Origin of the sequence: Spiroplasma endosymbiont of Poecilobothrus nobilitatus (assembly GCF_964030655.1) — a bacterium.
GTDB lineage: Bacteria > Bacillota_I > Bacilli_A > Mycoplasmatales > Mycoplasmataceae > Spiroplasma.
Genome location: NZ_OZ034915.1, coordinates 35738 through 62429 on the forward strand (window position 1 = coordinate 35738; position 26692 = coordinate 62429).

A 26692-nucleotide genomic window follows, 5' to 3' on the forward strand; every position below is an offset into this window, starting at 1 on the left:
AAGCCAAAAAATATAAAAAAAATTAAAGCTTATTTTGTTGAAAACTTACCAATTAATTCTAAAATTATTATTTTAGAAGACTTATTAATTAAGGAAAATGACAATGTGATTGTTAATGGTAATGTTTTTAAAATTAGTCAAAAAATTATTTTTAATTTTGTAGAAAACTCTTGATGAAATAAAAAAAATCATCAATATGATAACTTTAAAAGAAAATTATATAAACTTTTAATATTGTTATTTAACTTTTTTATACGTTAAAATATAATACCGATGATTGTTGGTTTGGCGTTAAACCTTTATGCTGGTATTTTCATTTTCAGAGATTTAAATAATTTTGAATGTTCGCGAAACCTAAGCCATGATAATGAATTAAGGATTCTTTAAGATTTGATTGTAATTTACTAATTTTATTTAACTTCCGATAACTAGCATCAGGATTTGTACTAGTTTTAGTTGCTAATAAAAATTTGGATAGGCTACAATTATTAGGACCATAATTATATAGACTTCAAAATTAGATAAAATTATTAAGAAAGAAGGAATATAAAAATGGGAAATAAAACTTCATACTCTGAAGAATTTAAAAAACAAATTGTCATGCTATATAAAAATGGTAAAAGTGTTATTAATATAGGGCAAGAATATAATTTACCAAAACCAACTATTTATAGTTGAGTTAAAAATTATAATAATTCTGGTTCATTTAAAACAAAAGACAATCGCACACTATAAGAAAATGAAATAATAACTTTAAGAAAAGAACTTAAAGACTTGAAAATTGAAAATGACATTTTAAAGCAAGCCGCACTGATAATGGCCAAAAAATAACAATAATTAATAACAACAAAACAAAATATTCAGTAAGAAAAATATGTAAGATTTTGGGTTATAAAAATCAACGTATTATTATCAAACTAATAAATGTATTAACAAGCAAGTTAATAATTATTAACAAGAAATTATCAGTGCCTTTAATAAAAAGTCGCAAAATTTATGGGGCTCGCAAAATTAAAGTTATTTTAAACAGAAAAGATATCATCTTATCGCGGCGAAAAATCAGATTATTTATGATCAAAAATAATTTGGTTTCTAAATACACCAAATTAAAATATCATAATCATAAAACAACAGTCAATAATGACCAAATTAATAATATTTTAAATCGTCAATTTAACAACAAAAAACCTAATGAAGTTATTGTTAGTGATTTAACATATGTTCAAGTTGGCGCTAAATGACATTATATTTGTTTATTAATTGACTTGTTTAATCGTGAAATAATTGGTTATAGTGCTGGGCCGAATAAAACAGCCGAACTGGTCCAACAAGCTTTTCATAAAATAACACGACCATTAAATCAAATAACTCTATTTCATACTGATCGTGGTAATGAGTTTAAAAATAAAATCATTGATGAAATTTTAATAACTTTTAATATTAAAAGATCATTAAGCAATAAAGGCTGCCCTTATGATAATGCTGTGGCTGAAACAACTTACAAAACTTTTAAAACTGAATTTATTAAGGGTAAAAAATTTAAAAATTTAACACAATTAAAATACGAACTTTTTGATTTTGTGCATTGATATAACAATATTCGAATTCATGGCAGTTTAAATTATTTATCTCCAGTTACTTTTAGAAAACAAATGTCTATATAAAAAGTGTCCTAAAAAGTGTTGCCATTCCAAATGAAATTTGAATCAATAAATTTCACTGTTCATAATTTAAATGACTTCAATACGTAAAATGATCACGAAAAGCATCAAAACTAGCACGACATTTTTTGCATAAATATTTTTGTTTTCCTTCAGGATTATGACCATTTTTAACACAATAAAAAGATTGACAATTATGACATTTAATACCTTTATCCCTAAATTTTTGATCAATTTCATTTAAGCGTTTTTGTTTTTTAATTAATTCTGTTTCTTTTTTGACTTTTTCATTAAATTCTAAAAATTGATCATCTGTTAAACTATTTATTAATTCTTCAATTATTTTTTCCATTAATTATTCACCTCTTATATTAAAAATATACCTAATTTTAGGTATATTTTATAAATATTAAATATTAAATATCAAGAGTTTTCTACAAAATTAAAAAATTAAATTAATCATTATTATTTAAAATATATTATAATTGTTAAGTGTCTAAAAAAAGAGGTTAAGCAAATGAATCAAAAAACAATTGAACGATTACAAACGATGTTAAAGCGGTGAAATTTAATTAATGAAGAATTAACGAAACCAGAAATAGTTAATGATGTAAAAAAGTTAACTAGCTTATCAAAAGAACAAGCACAATTAGAGGAAACCGTTGCTTTATACTTAAATTATAAAAATGTTTTAAATAATATTAATGAAGCAAAATTAATTTTAGAGACAGAAAAAGATTATGAGTTAATTGAATTAGCAAAAGAAGAATTAAAAACCTCGGAAATAAGAAAAGAACAACTTACAGCAGAATTAAAAGTAATGTTATTGCCAAAAGATCCTAATGATGATAAGAATGTTATTTTTGAAATTCGTGGAGCAGCAGGTGGCGATGAAGGAAACATTTTTGCTGGTGATTTATATCGAATGTATATAAAATATGCAGAACAACAACATTGAAAAGTAAAATTAATTGAAGCAAATGAATCAGAAGCAGGTGGCTTTTCTACAATTTCGTTTATGGTTAAAGGAGATCGTGTTTATTCAAAAATGAAATTTGAGTCAGGAGCACATCGTGTTCAACGAATTCCAAAAACAGAAAGTAAAGGTCGAGTACATACATCAACAGCAACCGTCGCTGTTTTACCAGAAATTGAAGAATTTGATTTTGAAATTAAAACTGCTGATTTAAAAATTGATACTTACCGTGCTTCAGGAGCGGGGGGGCAACATGTTAATACAACTGATTCAGCTGTTCGAATTACTCATTTACCAACAGGAGTTGTTGTAACTTCCCAAGATGGCCGTAGTCAACATGATAATAAGGCATTAGCAATGCAACATTTACGAAGTAAATTATATGAAGAACAACAACGTAAAATTAATGAAGAGCGTCGAACATTAATAAAAGATGCAGTAGGAACAGGTGACCGGAGCGAAAAAATTCGAACATATAATTACCCTCAGAATCGGGTTACTGATCATCGTATTAATTTAACACTACAAAAATTAGACCAAATTATGGAAGGTAATTTAGACGAAATTTTAGTAGCATTAATTAATGAAGAACAAAGATTGAAAATGGAAGGAAATTAATGACAGTTAATGAATTAATTCAAAAGTCAGAAGATTATTTGAAAGACTCGAATAATGCTAATTATCTTGCCGATATTAAAATTTTAATAGCATTTTTTATGAAAACTTCGTTAGCAAAATTATATGCAATTCAAAATGATAGAATTAATTTTAAGATTGATGATTATTGACAACAGTTAATGGCATATCGTAATGGAAAACCAATCCAACATATTACTAATTTACAAAATTTTTATGGATATGATTTTTATGTTGATTATAATGTCTTAATTCCTCGATATGAAACAGAAGAATTAGTTGATAATATTAATATTATAATTGATGAAATATTGCTTAATAATGGTGATAAACCATTAACTTTAATTGATATTGGAACTGGGAGCGGAGCAATTGCAATTAGTTTAGGCTTAGAAAATCCAAATTTAACAATTTATGCTAGTGATATTTCAACTGAAGAATTAAAAGTAGCAAAAAGAAATATTAAGCAGTTAAATTGCAAAAATGTTAAATTATTGGAAGGTGATATGCTAGAACCATTTATTAAAAATAAGATTAAAGCTGATCTTCTAGTTTGTAATCCACCTTATATTCCAAAGAATCAAAATATTAGTCATCGTGTTAAAAATTATGAACCGCATGTCGCTTTGTTTGGTGATACTGATGGCCTATATTTTTATCGAGAAATTTTTAAAAATTGACAGAAGGTTGTTAAAAAAAATGGCATTTTATGTTTTGAACATGGTTATGACCAAAAAAAAGATTTAGAAAAATTAGTAAAAGAATATTTTCCAAATCAGAAATATTATTTTCAAAAAGATATAAATAAAAAATGAAGAATGTTATTTATTAATATTTTGTAGTAAAATAAAAGAAACTTAAGTGTGAGGTGCAAAATATGGAAGATAAACTTAAAAATATTAAAAGAACTCGCATTATTAGTATTGCTTTTTTATTAGTTCTATTTATTATGGTCCCATATTTTACTTTTATATATGTATCACATAGTGATCAACTTTTAAAAAAATACTTTAATTTTATTGCAACAGTACCTAAGGATGTGTTAGCAACATTTACAACACTTAATCTACCAAATGAGTTTTTAATCTTTGGTTTGCCATATATTGCGTTAGTAACATTAGCGGGTGCCATTATTAGCAGTGTTTTTTACATTCATCATCAAAAACGAACAATTAATTTTAATAATAGAATGTTGTTAATTGGAACAGTTTTTATTATCTCTTTTTTATTTAGTGTTTGTTTATTATTTTCGCTTGCAGAATATTATTATGATTTATTTACAGAGTGATGTCGTTCTTTAAGAGGTGGTTATACTGGACCTGAGTTTGTTAAAAATATTCAAGATATGATTCATAAAGATATTCCAAATCGAGATGCAATTGTTAAAGCATTAATTAATTTAGCAACAGGACCTGGAACAAACAATAAATATCCATTAACATGAATTGGCCTTAATTCTATTTGATGAATTACAGGATTACAAATGATTTTTATTATTTTTATTATGTTGAAAGTTAGTTTTAAATTAGAATGATTATTAAATGATAATATTAATCCAACTAAAAAAGAAGAATTATTTGTTTTAAAAGATACATTTAATCAAAGTCGTCTTAAAAAGTTTATTAGTTTATATTTAATTCCAAATGAATTTAATATTTCACTATGAGTCGTTTTTTTTTCAAGTATGGTTTTTATTCCACAATTTGTTTATACAATTATTATTGGTAGTAGTTTTACTGATGCAAACCGGTTTTTTTTATTTTCTTACTTTTATCCACAATTAACAATTAATGCTATTATATCAAATACAACTAGTATTTTGGATCAGCCAAATATTGATTATTTTAAGATGACAATGAATATGCCAGGGTCAGGAATTTTTATTAGTGTTGTACCAATTGTTTCTTCTTCTTTAATTATTTCAATGTTATTTGCATTTACCTTTGTAATATTGAAAAAACCAAATTTAACTAAAAAAGGTTTTATTAGTTTTTATGTTAGTTTTTTAATTGTAACTGGGACTTCACTAGTAATGTTTCTGGTTTCTCAATATGAATTAACAAAAGCAGTTGATTATTGAAATAGTCAAAGTGATAATTTTAAAGAAAAAGTAATGAAACCACTTTTTAAAACAACACATTTAGATTACTTTTGACTACAAGGAAATGAATTATTAGCAAGTGGTATTCTATTATCTGCTTTCATTACTGTTTTATCAATTATTGTTCTTTCACATATTTCAAAAATTAAAAGTAATCATATTAGCAATGAACAAATTAAATCAAATTCAAAGAGTTCATAAGAAAGGAGGATAATTATATATGAAAGTATATACTGTAAAAGAATGCAAAGAGATTATTGCTGGTTATTTAGCAGAAAAAGTTATTATTGTTCCAACAGATACTATTTATGGAATGACGTGTATTATTAGCTCACCAGTAGCAAAAGCGAGAATTTTTAAAGTTAAAGGACGATCAGAAAAAATGTATTTATCAGTTATTGTTAGTTCAGTTAGTATGGCGAAGAATTTTATTGACTTGCCACGTGATGATTTAAAACTCTTTAAAAAGAATGAAACTATTACTATAATAGATAACATAAAAGATGATATTAATAAGCTTTATAACATTACAGAAGATAATACAATTGGGATTAGAATTACAAAATCAAAATGATTAAAAAAAATTATTAATAAGGTTGGGCCAATTTATGGGACAAGTGTAAATATTAGCGGTCAAAATTATGCTAAAGAATTTAATGATCTTCAAAAATTTAATGTTGATATTATTGTTGACGCTGGTTATTTAGATAATCTTCCTTCAAAGATTTATAATTCTTTAACAAAAGAATTTATTAGATAAGGAGGTAAAAAATGGCAAAAAAAATAAATAAAAAACAATGATCATGATATCGAATTATTAATGTTGTTGTTTTATGTATCTTAATTTTGTTAACATGTATTTTTACTGTTTTATTTATTATTAACCAAGAAAAGTATACTGTTGCTTTCTTAATTACAATCTTATTTTTAGGTGTCTGAGTTATTGGCTACTTTATGGGACATTTCTTTTTTATGAATAAAGATAATCTTCGAATTGGGGCAAGAAAAATAATGAGGGACTATCGTAAAAAAAAGATGATGATGGCAGCAATCCACCATTAGAAAACAAGGAAGAAAGAATTAAACAATTAGAACAAGAACTTGCTGATTTAAAGAAAGAACACAATAGTTAATTTTATGAAAGAATAATATCATACCAAATTGCATTTCATAATGCAATTTTTCTTTAATTTTGTAGAAAACTCTTGATATTTATAAAATATACCTAAAATTAGGTATATTCTTAATATAAAAGGTGAATAATTAATGGAAAAAATAATTGAAAAATTAATAAATAGTTTAACAGATGATCAATTTTTAGAATTTCATGAAAAAGTCAAAAAAGAAGCAGAATTAATTAAAAAACAAAAACGCTTAAATGAAATTGACCAAAAATTTAGGGATAAAGGTATTAAATGTCCTAATTGTCAATCTTTTTATTGTGTTAAAAATGGCCATAATCCTGAAGGAAAACAAAAATATTTATGCAAAAAATGTCGTGCTAGTTTTGATGCTTTTCGTGATCATTTTACGTATTGAAGTCATTTAAATTATGAACAGTGAAATTTATTGATTCAAATTTCATTATTAGGCCAATCTAGTAAAATGATTTCCCGCTTTATTAAAACATCACCGAAAACCGCTTGATATAATCGCCAAAAAATAATGAAATCAAAACAATTAGAAAACACCCAATTAAAATTTAAAACGTTAAATGGCCAAATTCAAATCGATGAAACATTTATTAAAGAAATCCACAAAGGTAATTTTAAAGATAAATTTGATAAAAGAAAAATTCATCTTGATTCATTTTCAACCAACACAAAACGATTAAAAAAACAGCAAATTATTGAAAATATTAATAAACAATTAATCAAAGAAAATTCAATTATTATTTCTGACATGCAACCATTATATTTATTAGTAGCAAAACAAACAAATTCTATTTTATTAGCAACTAAAACTAGTGCAAATCCTGATGCTAGTTATCGGAAGTTAAATAAAATTAGTAAATTACAATCAAATCTTAAAGAATCCTTAATTCATTATCATGGCTTATGTTTCACGAACATTCAAAATTATTTAAATCTCTGAAAATGAAAATACCAGCATAAAGGTTTAACGCCAAACCAACAATCATCGGTATTATATTTTAACGTATAAAAAAGTTAAATAACAATATTAAAAGTTTATATAATTTTCTTTTAAAGTTATCATATTGATTATTTTTTTTATTTCATCAAGAGTTTTCTACAAAATTAAAACAATTTTTTATAATTTTTGGGCGAGTAAATTTTTTACGGGTTTTATAAAAACAATAAAAAAATATCCTTAATTTATTGAACTAAATAACATTTAAAAACAAAAACCCGCATCTTTTTTATTCACCCTAATTTTTTTTAGAAATATGATATAATTTAACTATAAATAAACGAAGCAGGAGGACTACACGATGTACATCAATCCATTCGAAAGAATAAAAAATTTAAAATTAAATACTGATGAAACAAATACAATAAATATGAAAGGTAATGACCGAAATATAAATTTATTACAAGGAAACAATGAAGATAGGGAACTGACAGGAGACTTTCTAAAGAATAATAATCATAATATTAAAACTGATGAACTTAAGATTGATGGAATTACATTATCAAGTTTTGAAATTATTCGTGATTTAATGAAAATTTTTAAAGAAAAAAATAACGAAATGCAATTTTTCTTAGCAGTTATGGATAAAGAAAATTGTGATTCAATGTCTGAAATTGCTACTTCATTTTTTTCAATGCCGCTTGTTAATATCGATTTATTACGTATTGAGTTATATGTTTCACCATTTTTATTTTTACTTAAAAAAATTATTAAAGGACTACCAAAAGTTAGTTTAGAAGATAAAAAAGTTTTATGATATCGTGTTAAATTATTTGTACGAACTTTAAAACAAAGTGAATCATTAGAACAAGTTAATGATTCTAATTCAATTGTAATTGTTAATGAGTTAGAATTTGATGATCCATTAGATTATATTAGAAGAGAATTTGAAGAAATTTTACGTGCTTATGACATCACAGAAAATATTGTAGTAATTTTTAATAATATTGATTTAGTGGGATATGTCAAATTTAAACAAATATTTAGCTTAGTACAAGCTATTTTTAAAGGAATTTTACAGTTTAAATTTATTGCTGGATTAAATCCACTTTTAATTGAAACTTATGTTAAACAGATGTATGGCAATTATGCAACAGACCAATTGGTTGCGCATGAAGTTAGTTCTTATAACAAACGATATATTATTAAAAATGAGAATGATAATGTCGTTACTAAAGAACCAACAAAATAAGCAGTTGATTCTTATCATCCAATGTCAGATTTTGCTTCTGTTGAAACAGAAGATGAGGATGATGAAACAATTGGCTTTGATTATTGAGCTATGCGCGGTGGAAAGTAGATAGAAGAGGATAATTAAAATGTTTGTGTTTTTAGTAACATTAGGGTGAAGTCTAATTATAATTGGAGCGATAGTTCAAATTTTTACTGCTATTTTAAACTTTTTGGTAATACAATCTGTTGCGCTTCCATTATTTTTAAATTCAATGAATGATATTTTTCAAACATCAATTTTTAAACAAGAACAAATTTTAAGTTATTTAACAGGAGATATTTGAGGATACACAATTATTGCTTTAACAATTTTTGTTGCATTATTTGTTATTACACTAGTATCAGTTCAACTGCATCGTGTTAAAAAAGGACAATTAATTGCAAAACCATATATTAAAATGATATTTGTTACATTAATTATTGCGGCATTAATTTATGGAAAAGTAGCAGTATTAATATTAGCAGCATTAATGTTTATTGGTTTATTGTTCATTGAATCATCATTATTTGATGTTGAGTATTTGCAAAATTTTGTTGAAGAACGAAATATGATTGTTATTTACCACCAAGATAAAAAACTTGAAAGAGAGGTAAAAAAAGAGGGAAAGTATCATGTAAGCGCAACTTTGGGAGTTGACGCGACTATCGCAGGGATCGGAGAAACCGAAAGAGATTTCAAAAACAATGATTACGCAAGAGAGGATGATAGTAAAAAATTATCTCATCAAAAATCAAATTCAATTTTTTCATCAAATAAATTAAATAATTTATTTAATTCTAATAAAAATGATGTTGATGAACATGAATTAGCAAATTTAATTAATGATATGACACAAACTATGAAAAATCCGCAGAAACCAGCGGTTTTTGAAACAAAATCAAATACAACGGAAACTGATTTAAAACAAAGTGAATCGAAAAAATTATCAAAACCACCAGTTGTTAATGAAGTTAAGCAACAAGAAAAATCAAACTTGGGATTATACCAATTAGAAGATCAAAACTCATCAAATGATGCTCCACAAAATGAACCAGTTGAGGAAATTCCTGCTCCATTCTTGGATGCAAAACCAAATGCTGATTATAAGTTTAATGCTGATATTAAAGGTTTTTCTGATAAAACAAGCGCTGTAAACGAAAATGCTGATTTTAATGAAGCAGAAGATGAAAAACCAAATTTTTCTTTTTTAGATGATGAATTTTTGAATTCATCATGAACATCAGAGAAACCAATGATAAGAAAACAAAAAAAACTTTATAATAAATGAAGTGAAATGCATCAACAAGCACTTAATATTAAACAAATGATAGAAGAAGAAGTGGAAATAGCAGAAGTAAAAGCTAAATTCATTAAAAAGAAAGCTAAAATTTATAATGTTCTTGCTAAACAAGCAAATGGATTAGTAATAAAATTAAAGTTAGGACCAGAGCATGAATTAAAATTAATGCGTATTGCTGAAATATTTAGTAATAATTCACAAGCCACAGTTGATTTTCTTAATGATCAAATTTTAGCAACAGATAATAATGTAATTGATAATGTCTTGAATGACAACATTAATGAATCATCAGAAAATATTAGTTTAGAAATTAATACTTTTAATAATGTTGTAGATAATGATAAAACAAAAAAAGAGATAGAAATTATGAACAACAATATTAAACTAGTGAACCAAGAATCACAACGGACAGAAATTATATTTATTCCATCTGATCATAATATTGATAAATTAAAAGGAGAATTATTACCTGATATTAAAACATCAGATGATGAAGAAACAAAAACAGATAATGTTCCAGATAATTATGATTACCCTTTTGCTGAACTAGCGGGGTTAGATGATTCACAAGCTGGGCATCTTGATGAAATTGATTCAGTTGCAAATGAAGATAATTATGATGATGAAATACAATTTTCTGAAAACAATGAGCTTTCAGACCTATCAGTTGAACAACAAACAGTAGAACAAATAGAAAACAATATGGCAGCGCTAGTTGAAGATGAAATCTTAAGAAATAATGAAGTAAAACCCGAACATGAGGTAAAAAATGATGCAATTAATTTAGAATTAACTCCTGAACCACTAGATACAACAGAACCAAACAATGTGGGAACAGATATTTTTAATATTCCAATGAATGAAAAAGAAAATACTATTTTAACAGAAACAGAAGATAGTGCACCTGCAGAAATATTTGCAACAGATGTTAAAGGAACAAATGAATTAGAAGTTAAGGCAGATGAATCAAATAAAAATAAAGTAGAAGATCATCAAGACCAATTATTACATGATATTGTTGCAAATGAAACAAATAAATCGTTGCAATCAGAAATTAGACCAATTTTAAAAGACGAAGTGTCATATAGTTTAGATGAATTAGATGATAAAATTATGAATGGTGATTTTTCAAATTTAGATGATGAAGTAATTGAATACTTTAATCAGGAAAAGCCAGAACCAATTAAGGAAACACCATTTGTAGAAGAACCACCATTACAACAAGTTATTTCAAATGATTTTGAATGTCGTTTTGAAAAGATTGAAGAATTAATTAAAGATTCAATTAACTTACACACAACACACACAAAAACATTAGGAGAAGTACAAAATCACTTAAAAACTTTAACTTTAAAAGTTGAATCGTTAGAAGTAAAATCAGCTGATTTTGCAAAAAAAATTAACGATGTTGAAACTAAAAAACATATTAAACATCACAGTGTTGTACCAATTGATCAGTTTTATCCTCAAATTAGTGATATTAATTTAGTATCAACACGTTATAATTTATATAATAAAAAAGGGTATTCTAACACATATGGCGTTGCTAACTCGAGTGAAAGTTCATATGGTTTGGTCAATTATTATCGAACTAAAAATAGTAGTTCATCTCAAGAAGAAATAAGAACAAATAATAATCAATTTGCTGATTATAATCACCTTAATTTACATAATATTTCCAAATATACTAAACAAGATATTCCTTTTGAAACAAATTGTCCATTTTGTAAAAAGAATAACAAATAAAAATTATTATTTTATTGGTTAATATTATAAATAATTTTATTAAAAAAGTTAAATTTAGGTTGATTAAATTTAACTTTTTTTATTTAGAAAGTAATTTTTTTTCTTTTCATTCGTTTAAAAATATGTTAAAAATAAATTAGCAATGAGATATTACATTGTTAGGGCATTAAAAATAGTAATTTAAGTATGAAAGGAAATATTCAATTGCCGAATAATAATTAATTAAGAAATATAATTTATTAGTAGTAAACGGGAGGAAATAAACAATGAGAAAATTGCTCAGTGTTTTTGTAGCAGCAACTTTGCTAAATGGTTCGAGTTTTTTTCTTGTTGCATGTGCCAAAAAATATTATTTTGATAGTAATATTTGAGTTATTACCGATGCTGGTATTGTTACCGATGCATCGTTTAATGAATCAGCATGAGATGGAGCAAGTAAATATGTCATTTCACAAAAGGATAAAGAAATTTTACCATCAGAGTGAAAAAAAAGTCACCATCGAGCTAGTTATTATGAACCAGCAAGTCAAACACCATCTGACTTTAAAACGGCTTATTTAACAGCATATATTGCTAGAACAAAAACATTAATTTTACCAGGTTTTGTTCACGGTAATACAGTTGGATGAGGTGCAGAAATAGTTGATAATTTAATTTATATTGATGGAAGTAGCCAAAATATTCATTTAGGAATGGATCCCAAAAAACCATTAGCAACAAATGTTGTTGGAATAAGTTATGAAGCTGAATCATCGGGATTTTTTGCAGGAATTGCAACATCATTATGATTAAATGCTAATCAAAGCAAATATCGTTCAGGTTTAAAAATATCTACATATGGTGGAATGGATAATCCTGGCGCTGTTTCAAATTATATGTGAGGATTTTTAGCGGCTGCTGATATTTTTAATGCAATCATTAGTAACAGCAATTTTCCAAACTTATTTAACATTAGAACAGATCTTTTAGCACAAGTTCAAAAAATGAATCCAGCAATAACTGCTTTACAAAAAATTGAAAAAGTACAAAATGTTATAAAAAATAATGAATCATGATTTTCACAATCATTTGAAATTGGACATGGGAAAGATATTTCAGATGAATTACTTTCTCGTGGAGCAAGTATTATTTTCCCTGTTGCAGGTCCACAGACCCAAGATACTATTGGTCGAATTAAATATAATAAATCACCAGCTAAAGTTATTGGTGTGGATACAGAACAATCTAAAATTTATGGAGAAGACATAATCGTAACAAGTGTCTTAAAAGAAATTGCAACTTCAACTCAAGAAGCTCTCAAGAATATTTATTCAGATAAATGTGGTTATTCATCTAATAATAATACTTGAGACAATAATCAAGTGACGCCGGAATGTTGAATTAATACTGACCAATCATCAATTCAGCATCCAACTTGGACAGGGATTGAAACAACAAAGTCAATTAATGAAGATACTGTTAATTTTATTCATAATAAAACTGATGATTTAACAAAGGATACAGCATTTGATAAAATTATTAAAGTATTACAAGATGTTTATTCCCGAGGAATTGGTGATGTCCCTCCTGCAGCAGCAAAGGTATTTACAACAACATTATCAAATACTTATCAAAATAGTGATACATTGAAAACTTATATTTTAAATGCAATTGAAGCCGCTTTGCAATAGAAGGAAAGGACATAATATGAAAAACAATAATGAATATGTAATAGAAATGAACAATATTACCAAGGTCTTTGGTGATTTAATTACAAATAATGATATTACCTTAAAAGTTAAAAAAGGTGAAATTCATGCTTTAATTGGAGAAAATGGAGCAGGAAAATCAACATTAATGAGTATTTTATTTGGTTTGTATGAACCAACAAAGGGAGAAATCATTATTAATGGAAAACCAGAATATATTAATAATCCTATTAAAGCAAATCAATTAGGAATCGGTATGGTTCATCAACATTTTAAATTAGTTGATATTTTTACTGTACTTGATAATATTACATTAGGATATGAACAGTTAAAAGGGAAAGTATTTTTAGATCGTCCAAAAGAAGCTCGTGATATTGCTCAAATTGCAATTAAATATAATCTGCAAGTTGATTTTGGTTCAAAAATTGCAAATATTTCAGTTGGAATGCAACAACGAGTTGAAATTTTAAAAATTTTATACCGTGGAGCAGATATTTTAGTTTTTGATGAACCAACAGCTGTTTTAACGCCACAAGAAATTGAAGGCTTATTAAATATTATGTTAGATTTAAAAAAAGATGGGAAAACGATTATTTTTATTTCCCATAAATTAGATGAGGTGAAAAAAATTGCTGATCGGGCAACAGTTATTCGACGTGGAAAAGTTGTTGAAACTTTTAATGTGCAAGATAAAAATGAGAAAGAAATTGCTGAAGCAATGGTTGGCCGTAATTTAGTTGAAATTAAAAATTCAGGGCAAGAACCACGAGAAGAAGTTTTATTAAGAATTGAAAACTTATCAGTAAAGAAAAGAGGCCTAACGCGTTTGATGGCTTTAGATGATTTTAATTTAACCGTTCATGCAGGAGAAATTGTTGCAATTGCTGGAGTAGAAGGAAATGGGCAGACTGAATTAGTAAATGTTTTAACCGGATTAGAAAAAGGAGCCTCTGGGGAAATAATTTTTAATGATATTAATGTGACCAAAAAAAGTATTTATGAACGCTATCAAAATGGAATGTCTCATATTCCTGAAGATCGTCATAAATATGGTTTAATCTTAGAATTTAATGTAATTGATAATGTTGTTTTACAAAATATTAATCAAAAACCATTTTCAAATTATGGTTTATTAGATAAAGGAGCAATTCAATTATATGCTCAACAAATTGTTAATAAATATGATGTACGCGGTGCAAATTCTGGATTTGCTGTTACACGTAGCTTATCAGGAGGTAATCAGCAAAAATTAGTTATTGGGCGAGAACTATCACGACAACATAATATTTTAGTTGTTGTCCAACCAACAAGGGGCTTGGATGTTGGAGCAATTGAATATATTCATAATAAAATTTTGGAAGAAAAAGTACAAGGGAAAGCAGTCTTATTAGTTTCATATGAATTAGAAGAAATTATGAGTTTAGCTGATCGAATTGTTGTTTTACATAATGGGCGCATTACTGGTGAAGTTACTGGCAATAAAGTTAAACGTGAAGAAATTGGCTTAATGATGGCAGGAAGATATCATAAGAAAGGAATAAAAATTAATGCAAACACAAATTAAAAATTATGGATGATTATTAAAACAAAAAACAAGAATTTTCTTTCGTTCAAATGAATTTAAAACTAAAATGGATTATTTTAATGCATCTATTTGTGCAATTATTGCAGGAGTTCTTCTTAGTTTTATTATTATCGGTGCAAATGCATCAGATCCATTATTATTTTTTAGTTATGTTTTTCAACTAGCTTTTCACCCATTATTAAAAGATTCGACATTAACTTATTGAGCAATTTATATTGTTGCGGGATTATCTGTTGCGGTTGGTTTTAAAGCCGGATTATTTAATATTGGTGTTCCTGGACAAATGTTATTAGCGGGTAGTATGACAATTGTTTTAGGTTTAAAGAATCCAACAATTAGTCAAGGTGCTGGCGTAATTGGAGCTTTATTTATTTCAATTCTTGTTGGTGCAGTGTTAGCAGCAATTGCTGGAGCATTAAAAGCTTATTTTAATATTCATGAAGTTGTTTCAACAATTATGCTAAATTGAATTGTTTGGTATGTTATGAAATGAATGTTTATGAATCCAGCGCATGGGATGTGAAATTCAAATCAAAATTCAACAATTGATATTGTTACAACAGCCCCAAATTTTAATTTAGTATTGAATGGGCAATTATGAATTATTCCGTTTATTATTGCAATGTTATTATTAGGAATAATTATTTTTATTATGAATTATAATGTTTTAGGTTTTCGAATTAAAGCGGCTGGAAAATCAAAAAATGCTTCTTTATACGCTGGAACAAATGTTAAAGCATATACTATTGTTTCAATGGCATTATCAGGTGCTTTAGCAGGCGTGTTAGGAATGTTATATTATATGACACAATCAACAGTATTACAATTTACAACCGATGCATTACCAGTTGTCGGTTTTGATGCAATTACTGTTGCATTAGTTGCTTTTACAAATGGGTTTGCTATTTTACCAATTGCTTTATTATGAGGAATTATTAAAACAGCTGCTTTGCAAGCAACGCAATTACCTGATTTTCAAATGTCAAAACAAATGGGACAATTGATTTTCGGAATTATTATTTATATGTCTGCAATTTCTACATTATTTATTTACTTTAAACCAATCTTTTGATTGCGTCGTTGATGAAATATTCAACACAATGTAGAATGAAAGCAAGAATATAATAAATATCAAAAACAAATTAAGGACTATCAAAAACAAATTAAAAATACGAATAAAATGTATCGAATTAAAATGCAAGAATTAAAAAAACAAGTAACTAAAGAAGAAATTAAAGCATATCGGAATGAAATTAATGATCAATTAACTTTATATGCTGGGAAAATTACCACTTTAAAAACAGAAATTATTTTTTTTGAAAATTTAAAATATAAGGAAGCAACAAAAATTGGACAACGTGGTCTTAAAACAAAATATAAATTAGCAACATTTATTGCCCTTGGTTCGGAATTAGACCATTTTGTGCAAGTGAAAAATGAATATTTATTAAAAAAACAAGAAATTAGTTTTTTAAAAAATAATTATTATCAAGCAGTATGAAAAGTAAAAGGGCGAGCAAAACAAGAATTATTACAGTTTTATAATTTGCCAAAAAAAGAATTGTATGATAAATTATCACATTTACAGTCGCAATATGGTTATTTAGTGCTAAAGCAAGAGGAAACTATTAAAAAATTACGTGAAAGTTATTATCCTGTTTTTAATCAAATTCAACAAAAATATGGAAATGATTTTAAAAGATTGCAAAGAGAAGAAACACTGATTACTAAAAAATTAAATCAAGAAATTAAAACATTAAAATGCCAACAACATCGTGAAATGTATCAATTTAAAATAGCAAATTATCAAAGTGAGAAAAAAATTAAACGGGAATTAAGAATAATTAATAGACAAGTAAAAGCAGATGTTAAGATTCAACAGGAAGTGGCCATGTTAAAACAAAATTTAAAACTGCAATTAAAAGAGATGAAACAACAATTTAATCTTGAATATCAATCTATGCGTAAAAAACATAAAAGAGAGATGCCACACTGGAAAAAGGAATTAAATCAAAAATTAAAGCATATTCGAAAAGTTGTTTCAGAAGATAATAAAATTTTAAAAGCAGAATATCATCGTCAAAATGCCGCTTTTCAAATGCAAAAAGGAGGAAAAAAATAATGGAAGCAGTTTCACAATTATTTGCTAATGGTTCAATTCTTTTTGCAGTATTATTAATTGCGGCAATGGCTAGTTTGTATTCAGAACGCGCAGGAGTTGTTAATATTGCTATTGATGGAATGATGATCATTGGTGCGTTAGTTTATGCGTTGCTTGGTAAAGTATTATCAGAATATGGTAATGGAATGCAAATTATTGCTTTATTAATTGCCACAATTTGTGGTGGGACATTTTCCTTATTACATGGTTTTGCTTCAATTACTTTAAAAGCACAACAAGTAATTTCTGGAACGGCGTTAAATTTATTAGCAACTGGAATCGGATTATTTTTTGTAAGCATTCCTTCCTTAGCGGCTGGAAATATGATTCAAACAGGTTTTAGTACAATTGGGATTGATTCATATCAAATTATTAATATTTTCTTAATTATTGCAATTGCTTTAGCGGGTTTTACCTTTATTTTCTTTAGATTTACAAAAACAGGACTGCGCTATGTTGGATGTGGTGAGAATCATAATGCAGTTGATGCAGCTGGAATTAATGTAATTAAAACAAGATATAAGGCAGTTATTATTTCTGGATGCTTAGCAGGGCTAGCGGGGGCAATGTTTACTCATTATGTTTCTGGGCAATTTCGTGGTGATGTCCAAGGACAAGGATATATTGCCTTGGCAATTATGATTTTTGGGCAATGACGAATTCAATATATTACATTGGGAGCAGTCTTATTTAGTTTTTTAATTGCTTTAGCAGGAACATTATGACGTTTTGCGGGCTGAAATATTGCTGATCCATCAAATCAGTTATTAAAAATTTTACCATTTGTCTTTGCATTAATAACAATGGTTATTTTCTCAAAATATTCAAAAGTACCAAAAGCATCCGGAATTCCATTTGATAAGTCATTACGATAAAAACAACCGATATTGGTTTTTTTATTTACATTTTCTTATTTTTTTCTATAATTAATGTATTCTGAGGATATATTCTGTAAAAAATAAGGGGAAAAAACTATTTATGAAAAAACTATTCATTATTTTTAGTGTTGTCGGATTATTTGCCATTGGGATAACTAGCAAAATTACAAGTTGTCGAATGATAAAATATCGTGATACTAATTATACTAATTCAAATTTACAAAATGATATGTTGATTTGAAAAAAATTGCCAGTGATGTTAGTAATAAGATAACAAATTATGATAGCAATGGAAATATCAAAAATTCAAACGAATTTCCATAATTAAATCAATTTTATGTTTTAGTTAATCAACATAACCAGTCAGTTGTTCTTGACCGTTCAAATACGCAGATTAATTTAGGATTAAAAAAATTTCAAAATGAATTTAAAGAAATATTTGGAATGGCAACACTTTTTAGGACACTTTTTATATAGACATTTGTTTTCTAAAAGTAACTGGAGATAAATAATTTAAACTGCCATGAATTCGAATATTGTTATATCAATGCACAAAATAAAAAAGTTCGTATTTTAATTGTGTTAAATTTTTAAATTTTTTACCCTTAATAAATTCAGTTTTAAAAGTTTTGTAAGTTGTTTCAGCCACAGCATTATCATAAGGGCAGCCTTTATTGCTTAATGATCTTTTAATATTAAAAGTTATTAAAATTTCATCAATGATTTTATTTTTAAACTCATTACCACGATCAGTATGAAATAGAGTTATTTGATTTAATGGTCGTGTTATTTTATGAAAAGCTTGTTGGACCAGTTCGGCTGTTTTATTCGGCCCAGCACTATAACCAATTATTTCACGATTAAACAAGTCAATTAATAAAAAAATATAATGTCATTTAGCGCCAACTTTAACATATGTTAAATCACTAACAATAACTTCATTAGGTTTTTTGTTGTTAAATTGACGATTTAAAATATTATTAATTTGGTCATTATTGACTGTTGTTTTATGATTATGATATTTTAATTTGGTGTATTTAGAAACCAAATTATTTTTGATCATAAAGAATCTGATTTTTCGCCGCGATAAGATGATATCTTTTCTGTTTAAAATAACTTTAATTTTGCGAGCCCCATAAATTTTGCGACTTTTATTAAAGGCACTGATAATTTCTTGTTCATAATTATTAACTCGCTTGTTAATACATTTATTAGTTTGATAATAATACGTTAATTTTGATAAACCCAAAATCTTACATATTTTTCTTACTGAATATTTTGTTTTGTTGTTATTAATTATTGTTATTTTTTGGCCATTATCAGTGCGGCTTGCTTTAAAATGTCATTTTCAATTTTCAAGTCTTTAAGTTCTTTTCGTAAAGTTATTATTTCATTTTCTTATAGTGTGCGATTGTTGGATAGGCTACAATTATTAGGACCATAATTATATAGACTTCAAAATTAGATAAAATTATTAAGAAAGAAAGAATATAAAAATGGGAAATAAAACTTCATACTCTGAATAATTTAAAAAACAAATTGTCATGCTATATAAAAATGGTCAAAAGTGTTATTAATCTAGGGTAAGAATATAATTTACCAAAACCAACTATTTATAGTTGAGTTAAAAATTATAATAATTCTGGTTCATTTAAAGCAAAAGACAATCGCACACTAGAAGAAAATGAAATAATAACTTTACGAAAAGAACTTAAAGACTTGAAAATGGAAAATGACATTTTAAAGCAAGCCGCACTGATAATGGCCAAAAAATAACAATAATTAATAACAACAAAACAAAATATTCAGTAAGAAAAATATGTAAGATTTTGGGTTTATCAAAATTAACGTATTATTATCAAACTAATAAATGTATTAACAAGCGAGTTAATAATTATGAACAAGAAATTATCAGTGCCTTTAATAAAAGTCGCAAAATTTATGGGGCTCGCAAAATTAAAGTTATTTTAAACAGAAAAGATATCATCTTATCGCGGCGAAAAATCAGATTCTTTATGATCAAAAATAATTTGGTTTCTAAATACACCAAATTAAAATATCATAATCATAAAACAACAGTCAATAATTACCAAATTAATAATATTTTAAATCGTCAATTTAACAACAAAAAACCTAATGAAGTTATTGTTAGTGATTTAACATATGTTAAAGTTGGCGCTAAATGACATTATATTTTTTTATTAATTGACTTGTTTAATCGTGAAATAATTGGTTATAGTGCTGGGCCGAATAAAACAGCCGAACTGGTCCAACAAGCTTTTCATAAAATAACACGACCATTAAATCAAATAACTCTATTTCATACTGATCGTGGTAATGAGTTTAAAAATAAAATCATTGATGAAATTTTAATAACTTTTAATATTAAAAGATCATTAAGCAATAAAGGCTGCCCTTATGATAATGCTGTGGCTGAAACAACTTACAAAACTTTTAAAACTGAATTTATTAAGGGTAAAAAATTTAAAAATTTAACACAATTAAAATACGAACTTTTTGATTTTGTGCATTGATATAACAATATTCGAATTCATGGCAGTTTAAATTATTTATCTCCAGTTACTTTTAGAAAACAAATGTCTATATAAAAAGTGTCCTAAAAAGTGTTGCCATTCCATGTCTTTTGCTTTAAATGAACCAGAATTATTATAATTTTTAACTCAACTATAAATAGTTGGTTTTGGTAAATTATATTCTTGCCCTAGATTAATAACACTTTTGACCATTTTTATATAGCATGACAATTTGTTTTTTAAATTATTCAGAGTATGAAGTTTTATTTCCCATTTTTATATTCTTTCTTTCTTAATAATTTTATCTAATTTTGAAGTCTATATAATTATGGTCCTAATAATTGTAGCCTATCCACTTCAACAATTTTAATGTATTGAATTAATTCTTCTTTTGTCATTGCATTAAAATCAATTTTTTTGGTCGACCTGATCTACGAATTCCTTTAGATTGTTCCCCATTTCCTGGTTCTAAAGCAGCATCTCCTTTAATAACAAGTTCTCTTTTTCATCTAATTAATGTTGGATCTGCAATGTTAAATTTTTTAAAAGTTTTTGACCACCCATATTCTCAATAATATTTTAGAATATTTAATTTTTCTTCTTTTGTAAATCATTTTCCTCCCATAATAAAAACACCTTTCAATAAAATTATGACACAATCCTATTTTTTATGTGTCTATTTTATTTTGGGTGTTCAAAAAACTATTTTTTACTTTTTTATTGTATTTTATTTTTAATTTGTTATAATTCTATTAACTTTTTATGGTTTAGTTTTACAGTATACAATGATTTGGATACATTATATTATTTATGAATGGGAAATTTTACACAAGAACAAATGGAAGGAAATTTAAATATTGTTAAAACTCTTTTAATTGAACATAATAAATTAATTAATTTAAAAAGCTTATTAATTTATTTAAATAATTTAGAATTAGATTTTAGTACAAATCATATTTCGCTTGTTCAAAATTTTGTTTGTAGTGTTCCTGAGCGAATAGCAATTATGACTGATTTTCCTAAATTAAAATGAATAACAATTAAGCAACATTATGGTTTATTAGTTCAAATAAATGATTTTTATGTTGATGTTAAAAGCAGAACAACGATAATTTACCAGCGTAGTACAAAAGATCTTTTTAAATTAAATTATGGTTGGATTAATTGTCAAAATATCTTTCAACAATATCTTAATTATAATTTTAATGTAATGTTACCTGTTTCAGATTTAATAACATTAATTCCAAATTTATGTCAAAGGATATGATAATCATATAAAATAAAAGCACTTTGCCTTGAAAAAGGTCTTTTTTCAGAAGTTGTTATAACAGATTATGAGAAAGCAATGGCAGGATTTCTTTTTTTATCGCAAAAAATTAAAACAGTTGTCCAAAAAAAGTTAACAATCGGGAATAATAATTATGAAATTTTAACAAAGGTTAAAAAAGAATAAAAATATGGTATTAAGTTTAAGTTATGATATGAAATTTAGAGAAATTAATTAAAATATTTATATTCTAATAAATATTTTAATTTTATGCATACATAAAATCAGAAAAGTTGGGTGAATAAAAAAGATACGGGTTTTTGTTTTTAAATGTTATTTAGTTCAATAAATTAAGGATATTTTTTTATTGTTTTTATAAAACCCGTAAAAAATTTACTCGCCCGAAAAGTTTGTTTTGTTAAAAAAAGTGTGATAAGATAATATTGTTAATTTATATAGTTTTAGGAGTTGAAATATTATGGCTACTGTTGTTGTCAAAGCAGGAGAACCGCTAGACAAAGCGTTAAAACGATTTAACAAGGTTTCTTCAGTTAAAAGAAAAGAAGCCCGAAAACGTGAACACTGAATGAGCAAAAAAGAAAAAAGACGTTATAAACAAGAACAATCACGTAGTTTTCGTTAAAAAAATCCCATTTTAAATGGGATTTTTTTAAAAATTACTTTTAATTTTGTAGAAAACTCTTGATGAAATAAAAAAAATCATCAATATGATAACTTTAAAAGAAAATTATATAAACTTTTAATATTGTTATTTAACTTTTTTATACGTTAAAATATAATACCGATGATTTTTGGTTTGGCGTTAAACCTTTATGCTGGTATTTTCATTTTCAGAGATTTAAATAATTTTGAATGTTCGTGAAACCTAAGCCATGATAATGAATTAAGGATTCTTTAAGATTTGATTGTAATTTACTAATTTTATTTAACTTCCGATAACTAGCATCAGGATTTGTACTAGTTTTAGTTGCTAATAAAATAGAATTTGTTTGTTTTGCTACTAATAAATATAATGGTTGCATGTCAGAAATAATAATTGAATTTTCTTTGATTAATTGTTTATTAATATTTTCAATAATTCACTGTTTTTGTAATCGTTTTGTGTTGGTTGATTTAACATAAATATTATTATTGCTATCAACAGCCATTTGAATACAACATTTAGTGTTGGTTGAAAATGAATCAAGATGAATTTTTCTTTTATCAAATTTATCTTTAAAATTACCTTTGTGGATTTCTTTAATAAATGTTTCATCGATTTGAATTTGGCCATTTAACGTTTTAAATTTTAATTGGGTGTTTTCTAATTGTTTTGATTTCATTATTTTTTGGCGATTATATCAAGCGTTTTTCGGTGATGTTTTAATAAAGTGGGAAATCATTTTACTAGATTGGCCTAATAATGAAATTTGAATCAATAAATTTAACTGTTCATAATTTAAATGACTTCAATACGTAAAATGATCACGAAAAGCATCAAAACTAGCACGACATTTTTTGCATAAATATTTTTGTTTTCCTTCAGGATTATGACCATTTTTAACACAATAAAAAGATTGACAATTAGGACATTTAATACCTTTATCCCTAAATTTTTGATCAATTTCATTTAAGCGTTTTTGTTTTTTAATTAATTCTGCTTCTTTTTTGACTTTTTCATGAAATTCTAAAAATTGATCATCTGTTAAACTATTTATTAATTATTCAATTATTTTTTCCATTAATTATTCACCTCTTATATTAAAAATATACCTAATTTTAGGTATATTTTATAAATATCAAGAGTTTTCTACAAAATTAAAGAAAATTACTATCTTTTAAAATTACATAATAAACTTTTTTAATGGCCGAAAGATCTTTACCACCAGCATATGAAATTAATGATTGCAAATCTTCTGTCATTTCACGTAATGTTTCAAAAATGCTGCCACGAATTTCAATTAACTCTTTTTTAACTTCAACATAACGTTTTTCACCTTTATTATATTCACTTGCTGATCCAAAATATTCTTTATATTTAATACCATTATTTTTAACTTGTTTCCCAGGTGATTATTGGTGAGCAGCAAATAAACTACCAATCATGCACATTGTTGCACCCATTCGAATTGATTTCGCAATATCACCATTAACTCGTAATCCACCATCTGCAATAATTGGTTTTTAACTACCTTTACTACATCATTTAACAGCCGATAATTGTCATCTACCATTACCAAAACCAGTCTTTAATTTAGTAATACAGACTTTTCCGGGCCCAATGCCAACTTTTGTTGCATCAGCGCCTCATTGTTCTAAATCACGAACAGCTTTTGGTTTTCCGACATTACCTACAATAATAAATGTTTCATGACCTAAATGGCTGCAAATATGTTCAATCATTTTTTTACACTAAAAGCATGACCGTGAGCAATATCAATTGTGATATAGTCAGGTACTAATTGTTCTTTTTTTAATGTTTCAATTAATGCAAAATCATCTGGTTTAACACCAACTGAAATTGATGTAACCAAGTTTTTACTTTTCATATGTTTAATAAACTTAACTTGATCTACGTTAAAACGATGCATGATGTAAAAATAATTTTTTTCTGCTAATTTTTCACATAATTCTTCATTCACTACCGTTGCCATATTTGAAGGTGCGACAGGTAAATTAAAAGTATGTTTTCCTAATTTAACGGTTGTATCACATTCTTTTCGAGAATTAACAACACATAATTCTGGAATTAATTGAATGTCTTCATAATAAAATGATTTCATTTTTTTAATTGGTCGTATAAAGAAAATAAGGGGAAAAACACGAGCTTTCTTTTTAAAAAAGAATAAAAAAATATCTTGTAATCATATTAAAACCGGCATATAATTAATTATGTAATTGTAGAAAGGAATAGTGATTATACAAATGATGACAAGAAATTTTGGTTTTACTAGATTTTGAATTGTGTTGTCAAGTGTTATGGGTATTGCGGGGATGGCAATAGCAGGAGGGGCTTACTTTTATTATTTAGGCCGATATAACAATGGAACTTTTCCCGGTGATATCAACGCTGCAAATACTTGATTAATGAATTCATATGCTGATTTAACAAGTGTTAAAGTTATACTTTTACTAGTAGTGATTTTTTCATTTTTTACAACAATAATTTGTAATATTGGATTGATTCGTTATGCAATTAGCAGTACTGATGCCGAATTATGTGCAAACAAATGAAGTTTAGCCATATTATCGTTATCAATTGGTGGTTTTTTTGCACCATTTGCATTAACATGATTACCAGATACTGATGTTAAAGCAACAAAAAATTCTCGCGTTGTTATTGTCATTTATTTAGGAACTGCTTGATTAGTATCAGCTCTTGCTAGTATTGTTGCAATTATGATTTTTTATAACAAGGCAACAGATAAAACTTGAGTTGGAGACTCAAAACAAAATTTTGCCATTATGATGGGAGTTTTATCTGCTGTTAGTGTTTTAAGTTTAATTTTTGTCCCTGGCTTTTATAGTAATAAAGTTGTTGCTAATATGATGGCTGAAGCTTCTTATGGAAAATGATTACGTTTCGTTTCAACTGTTTATACTATTTTAGTAACAATAATGTTAGTGATCCAAATTATTACAGCGTTATTAAAACTAATTGAAGCATTTGGCCGTATTTTCCAAAAAGGACAAAATGGACTAGCAATTTTTGCTAATATTTTAAACTTTACTGCAACATTAATTGGAACAATCTTTATGATTTATCTAATTACAAAAGTAATTAAAGGATTATGACGTCGTGAAGATGGTTATATGATTAACATTCCACAATATAAAGCATCTGAACATATGCAACGTCGTTATTAATAAGAGTTTTAAAATGGATTTTATAACATTAAAATCCATTTTTATTAGTTATTTTAGATAATATAATATTCTTTAAAAAATAAAATTAATAATATTTTAATTGACAAAAATTATTGTTTTATATAAAATTAAAAAGGTTTCAACACAATACTTACATTGTGTCATCGGGTGTTAGCTCAGTTGGGAGAGCGCCTGCCTTACAAGCGGGTGGTCAGCGGTTCAAGTCCGTTACACCAGACCATTAATGATTCCTGCTGGCTTAGCTCAATAGGTAGAGCAACTGACTTGTAATCAGTAGGTTGGGAGTTCGATTCTTCTAGCCAGCACCATTCTTTGGAGGGGTAGTGAAGTGGCCAAACACATCTGACTGTAACTCAGCTCCTTCGGGTTCGGGGGTTCGAATCCCTCCCCCTCCACCATCTTTATGCATATTTTGGGCTATAGCCAAGCGGTAAGGCAAAGGACTTTGACTCCTTCATGCGCTGGTTCAAATCCAGCTAGCCCAGCCATTGTCTCCTGTTAGCTCAGCCGGTAGAGCAACTGGCTTTTAACCAGTGGGTCAAAGGTTCAAGTCCTTTACAGGAGACCATTTATAAAAAATATATGCCCGAGTGGCGGAATAGGTAGACGCAACGGACTTAAAATCCGTCGGTTTTACAACTGTACCGGTTCAAGTCCGGTCTCGGGTACCATTTATTTTATTTAAAAAAATTGACATTATGTTAAGAAAGTGGTTATATATTACTGTAGTTTAGTATAAAATTTAAAATTAAAATGCAAGTGTAGTTTAATGGTAGAACTTCAGCCTTCCAAGCTGGCTGTGAGGGTTCGATTCCCTTCACTTGCTCCATGATATTAATTGTTAGTTTAACAATTTTTTTTATGTTAAAATAAAAAGGCACGGGGCAAAAGAGGAGTTAGTGATTGT

At 26.6% G+C, this 26692-nt stretch carries 20 protein-coding genes, 7 tRNA genes and 4 pseudogenes; 24 read left to right on the forward strand and 7 right to left on the reverse strand.

The window, feature by feature from the left end:
• Nucleotides 1-552: 552 nt before the first annotated feature.
• Nucleotides 553-1664, forward strand: a pseudogene (locus AAHM76_RS00195) (IS3 family transposase).
• On the opposite strand, the gene AAHM76_RS00200 reads toward AAHM76_RS00195, so the two are convergent.
• Nucleotides 1657-2013 carry an IS1/IS1595 family N-terminal zinc-binding domain-containing protein gene (locus AAHM76_RS00200; RefSeq protein WP_342256158.1) on the reverse strand — a complete coding sequence of 119 codons (357 nt, stop codon included), beginning with the start codon at nucleotides 2011-2013 and terminating at the stop codon, nucleotides 1657-1659. The pseudogene AAHM76_RS00195 and the gene AAHM76_RS00200 sit on opposite strands and share 8 nt — an antisense overlap.
• A gap of 165 nt (nucleotides 2014-2178) precedes the next feature.
• On the opposite strand from AAHM76_RS00200, the gene prfA reads away from it, so the two are divergent.
• The 12 genes from prfA (at nucleotide 2179) to AAHM76_RS00260 (ending at nucleotide 18093) form a co-directional block, all read left to right on the forward strand.
• The gene (gene prfA, locus AAHM76_RS00205; RefSeq protein ID WP_342256159.1) at nucleotides 2179-3255 is read left to right on the forward strand and encodes a peptide chain release factor 1; all 1077 of its coding nucleotides are present in this window, start codon (nucleotides 2179-2181) and stop codon (nucleotides 3253-3255) included.
• On the forward strand, nucleotides 3255-4115 hold the full coding sequence (gene prmC, locus AAHM76_RS00210; protein ID WP_342256160.1) for a peptide chain release factor N(5)-glutamine methyltransferase: 861 nt from the start codon (nucleotides 3255-3257) through the stop codon (nucleotides 4113-4115). Before prfA ends, prmC begins: the two co-directional genes overlap by 1 nt.
• Nucleotides 4116-4150: 35 nt before the next feature.
• On the forward strand, nucleotides 4151-5575 hold the full coding sequence (locus tag AAHM76_RS00215) for a polypeptide chain release factor methylase (protein WP_342256161.1): 1425 nt from the start codon (nucleotides 4151-4153) through the stop codon (nucleotides 5573-5575).
• Nucleotides 5576-5594: 19 nt separating this feature from the next.
• Nucleotides 5595-6134, forward strand: a complete 540-nt coding sequence (locus AAHM76_RS00220) for an L-threonylcarbamoyladenylate synthase (RefSeq protein ID WP_342256162.1) — start codon at nucleotides 5595-5597, stop codon at nucleotides 6132-6134.
• Nucleotides 6135-6145: 11 nt separating this feature from the next.
• The gene (locus AAHM76_RS00225; protein WP_342256163.1) at nucleotides 6146-6436 is read left to right on the forward strand and encodes a hypothetical protein; all 291 of its coding nucleotides are present in this window, start codon (nucleotides 6146-6148) and stop codon (nucleotides 6434-6436) included.
• Between the two features lie 204 nt (nucleotides 6437-6640).
• Nucleotides 6641-7537 (forward strand): IS1/IS1595 family N-terminal zinc-binding domain-containing protein, encoded by an 897-nt coding sequence (locus AAHM76_RS00230; protein ID WP_342256164.1) that lies wholly within the window; start codon nucleotides 6641-6643, stop codon nucleotides 7535-7537.
• A gap of 289 nt (nucleotides 7538-7826) precedes the next feature.
• The gene (locus AAHM76_RS00235; RefSeq protein ID WP_342256165.1) at nucleotides 7827-8717 is read left to right on the forward strand and encodes a hypothetical protein; all 891 of its coding nucleotides are present in this window, start codon (nucleotides 7827-7829) and stop codon (nucleotides 8715-8717) included.
• Between the two features lie 127 nt (nucleotides 8718-8844).
• Nucleotides 8845-11784: a hypothetical protein gene (locus AAHM76_RS00240; protein WP_342256166.1), complete on the forward strand. Its 2940-nt coding sequence runs from the start codon at nucleotides 8845-8847 to the stop codon at nucleotides 11782-11784.
• 266 nt (nucleotides 11785-12050) lie between these two features.
• Nucleotides 12051-13454, forward strand: coding sequence for a BMP family ABC transporter substrate-binding protein (locus AAHM76_RS00245; RefSeq protein ID WP_342256167.1), 1404 nt, complete (start codon nucleotides 12051-12053; stop codon nucleotides 13452-13454).
• 16 nt (nucleotides 13455-13470) lie between these two features.
• On the forward strand, nucleotides 13471-15036 hold the full coding sequence (locus AAHM76_RS00250) for an ABC transporter ATP-binding protein (RefSeq protein WP_342256168.1): 1566 nt from the start codon (nucleotides 13471-13473) through the stop codon (nucleotides 15034-15036).
• Nucleotides 15020-17179: an ABC transporter permease subunit gene (locus AAHM76_RS00255; protein ID WP_342256169.1), complete on the forward strand. Its 2160-nt coding sequence runs from the start codon at nucleotides 15020-15022 to the stop codon at nucleotides 17177-17179. Before AAHM76_RS00250 ends, AAHM76_RS00255 begins: the two co-directional genes overlap by 17 nt.
• Nucleotides 17179-18093: an ABC transporter permease gene (locus tag AAHM76_RS00260; RefSeq protein WP_342256170.1), complete on the forward strand. Its 915-nt coding sequence runs from the start codon at nucleotides 17179-17181 to the stop codon at nucleotides 18091-18093. Before AAHM76_RS00255 ends, AAHM76_RS00260 begins: the two co-directional genes overlap by 1 nt.
• Before the next feature lie 472 nt (nucleotides 18094-18565).
• Here AAHM76_RS00260 and AAHM76_RS00265 read toward each other — a convergent pair whose 3' ends face one another.
• Nucleotides 18566-19402 carry an IS3 family transposase gene (locus AAHM76_RS00265; protein ID WP_342256813.1) on the reverse strand — a complete coding sequence of 279 codons (837 nt, stop codon included), beginning with the start codon at nucleotides 19400-19402 and terminating at the stop codon, nucleotides 18566-18568.
• A gap of 238 nt (nucleotides 19403-19640) precedes the next feature.
• Here AAHM76_RS00265 and AAHM76_RS00270 point away from each other — a divergent pair.
• Nucleotides 19641-20705: pseudogene (locus AAHM76_RS00270) on the forward strand (IS3 family transposase).
• On the opposite strand, the gene AAHM76_RS00275 reads toward AAHM76_RS00270, so the two are convergent.
• A complete protein-coding gene (locus AAHM76_RS00275; RefSeq protein WP_342256171.1) occupies nucleotides 20667-20843 on the reverse strand; it encodes a hypothetical protein in 177 nt (58 codons plus the stop codon). The pseudogene AAHM76_RS00270 and the gene AAHM76_RS00275 overlap by 39 nt on opposite strands.
• Before the next feature lie 166 nt (nucleotides 20844-21009).
• Complete coding sequence (locus AAHM76_RS00280; protein ID WP_342256172.1) at nucleotides 21010-21255, reverse strand: hypothetical protein; 246 nt, start codon at nucleotides 21253-21255, stop codon at nucleotides 21010-21012.
• Between the two features lie 189 nt (nucleotides 21256-21444).
• Here AAHM76_RS00280 and AAHM76_RS00285 point away from each other — a divergent pair, with 189 nt between their 5' ends.
• Together AAHM76_RS00285 and rpsU are read left to right on the forward strand one after the other, a co-directional pair.
• Nucleotides 21445-21900 carry a hypothetical protein gene (locus AAHM76_RS00285; RefSeq protein ID WP_342256173.1) on the forward strand — a complete coding sequence of 152 codons (456 nt, stop codon included), beginning with the start codon at nucleotides 21445-21447 and terminating at the stop codon, nucleotides 21898-21900.
• Between the two features lie 475 nt (nucleotides 21901-22375).
• The gene (gene rpsU / locus AAHM76_RS00290; RefSeq protein ID WP_004028656.1) at nucleotides 22376-22540 is read left to right on the forward strand and encodes a 30S ribosomal protein S21; all 165 of its coding nucleotides are present in this window, start codon (nucleotides 22376-22378) and stop codon (nucleotides 22538-22540) included.
• A gap of 139 nt (nucleotides 22541-22679) precedes the next feature.
• Here the strand turns inward: rpsU and AAHM76_RS00295 are convergent, their stop codons facing one another.
• The 3 genes and pseudogenes from AAHM76_RS00295 to AAHM76_RS08235 all read right to left on the reverse strand — a co-directional run bounded on the left by AAHM76_RS00295 (nucleotide 22680) and on the right by AAHM76_RS08235 (nucleotide 24680).
• Nucleotides 22680-23336 (reverse strand): transposase, encoded by a 657-nt coding sequence (locus AAHM76_RS00295; protein WP_342256174.1) that lies wholly within the window; start codon nucleotides 23334-23336, stop codon nucleotides 22680-22682.
• Nucleotides 23337-23438: 102 nt separating this feature from the next.
• Nucleotides 23439-23618, reverse strand: a pseudogene (locus AAHM76_RS08230) (hypothetical protein); the annotation flags it as partial.
• A 97-nt stretch (nucleotides 23619-23715) separates the two neighbouring features.
• Nucleotides 23716-24680, reverse strand: a pseudogene (locus AAHM76_RS08235) (GMP reductase).
• 142 nt (nucleotides 24681-24822) lie between these two features.
• Here AAHM76_RS08235 and AAHM76_RS00310 point away from each other — a divergent pair.
• The 8 genes from AAHM76_RS00310 to AAHM76_RS00345 all read left to right on the forward strand — a co-directional run bounded on the left by AAHM76_RS00310 (nucleotide 24823) and on the right by AAHM76_RS00345 (nucleotide 26614).
• Nucleotides 24823-25764 (forward strand): hypothetical protein, encoded by a 942-nt coding sequence (locus AAHM76_RS00310; protein WP_342256176.1) that lies wholly within the window; start codon nucleotides 24823-24825, stop codon nucleotides 25762-25764.
• A 165-nt stretch (nucleotides 25765-25929) separates the two neighbouring features.
• Nucleotides 25930-26005 (forward strand) — tRNA-Val (locus AAHM76_RS00315).
• A gap of 12 nt (nucleotides 26006-26017) precedes the next feature.
• Nucleotides 26018-26093, forward strand: a tRNA-Thr gene (locus tag AAHM76_RS00320).
• Between the two features lie 6 nt (nucleotides 26094-26099).
• Nucleotides 26100-26183, forward strand: a tRNA-Tyr gene (locus tag AAHM76_RS00325).
• Between the two features lie 15 nt (nucleotides 26184-26198).
• Nucleotides 26199-26273, forward strand: a tRNA-Gln gene (locus AAHM76_RS00330).
• 4 nt (nucleotides 26274-26277) lie between these two features.
• Nucleotides 26278-26353, forward strand: a tRNA-Lys gene (locus tag AAHM76_RS00335).
• 16 nt (nucleotides 26354-26369) lie between these two features.
• Nucleotides 26370-26456: transfer RNA gene (locus AAHM76_RS00340), tRNA-Leu, on the forward strand.
• A gap of 84 nt (nucleotides 26457-26540) precedes the next feature.
• A tRNA-Gly gene (locus AAHM76_RS00345) sits at nucleotides 26541-26614 on the forward strand.
• Nucleotides 26615-26692 lie beyond the last annotated feature (78 nt).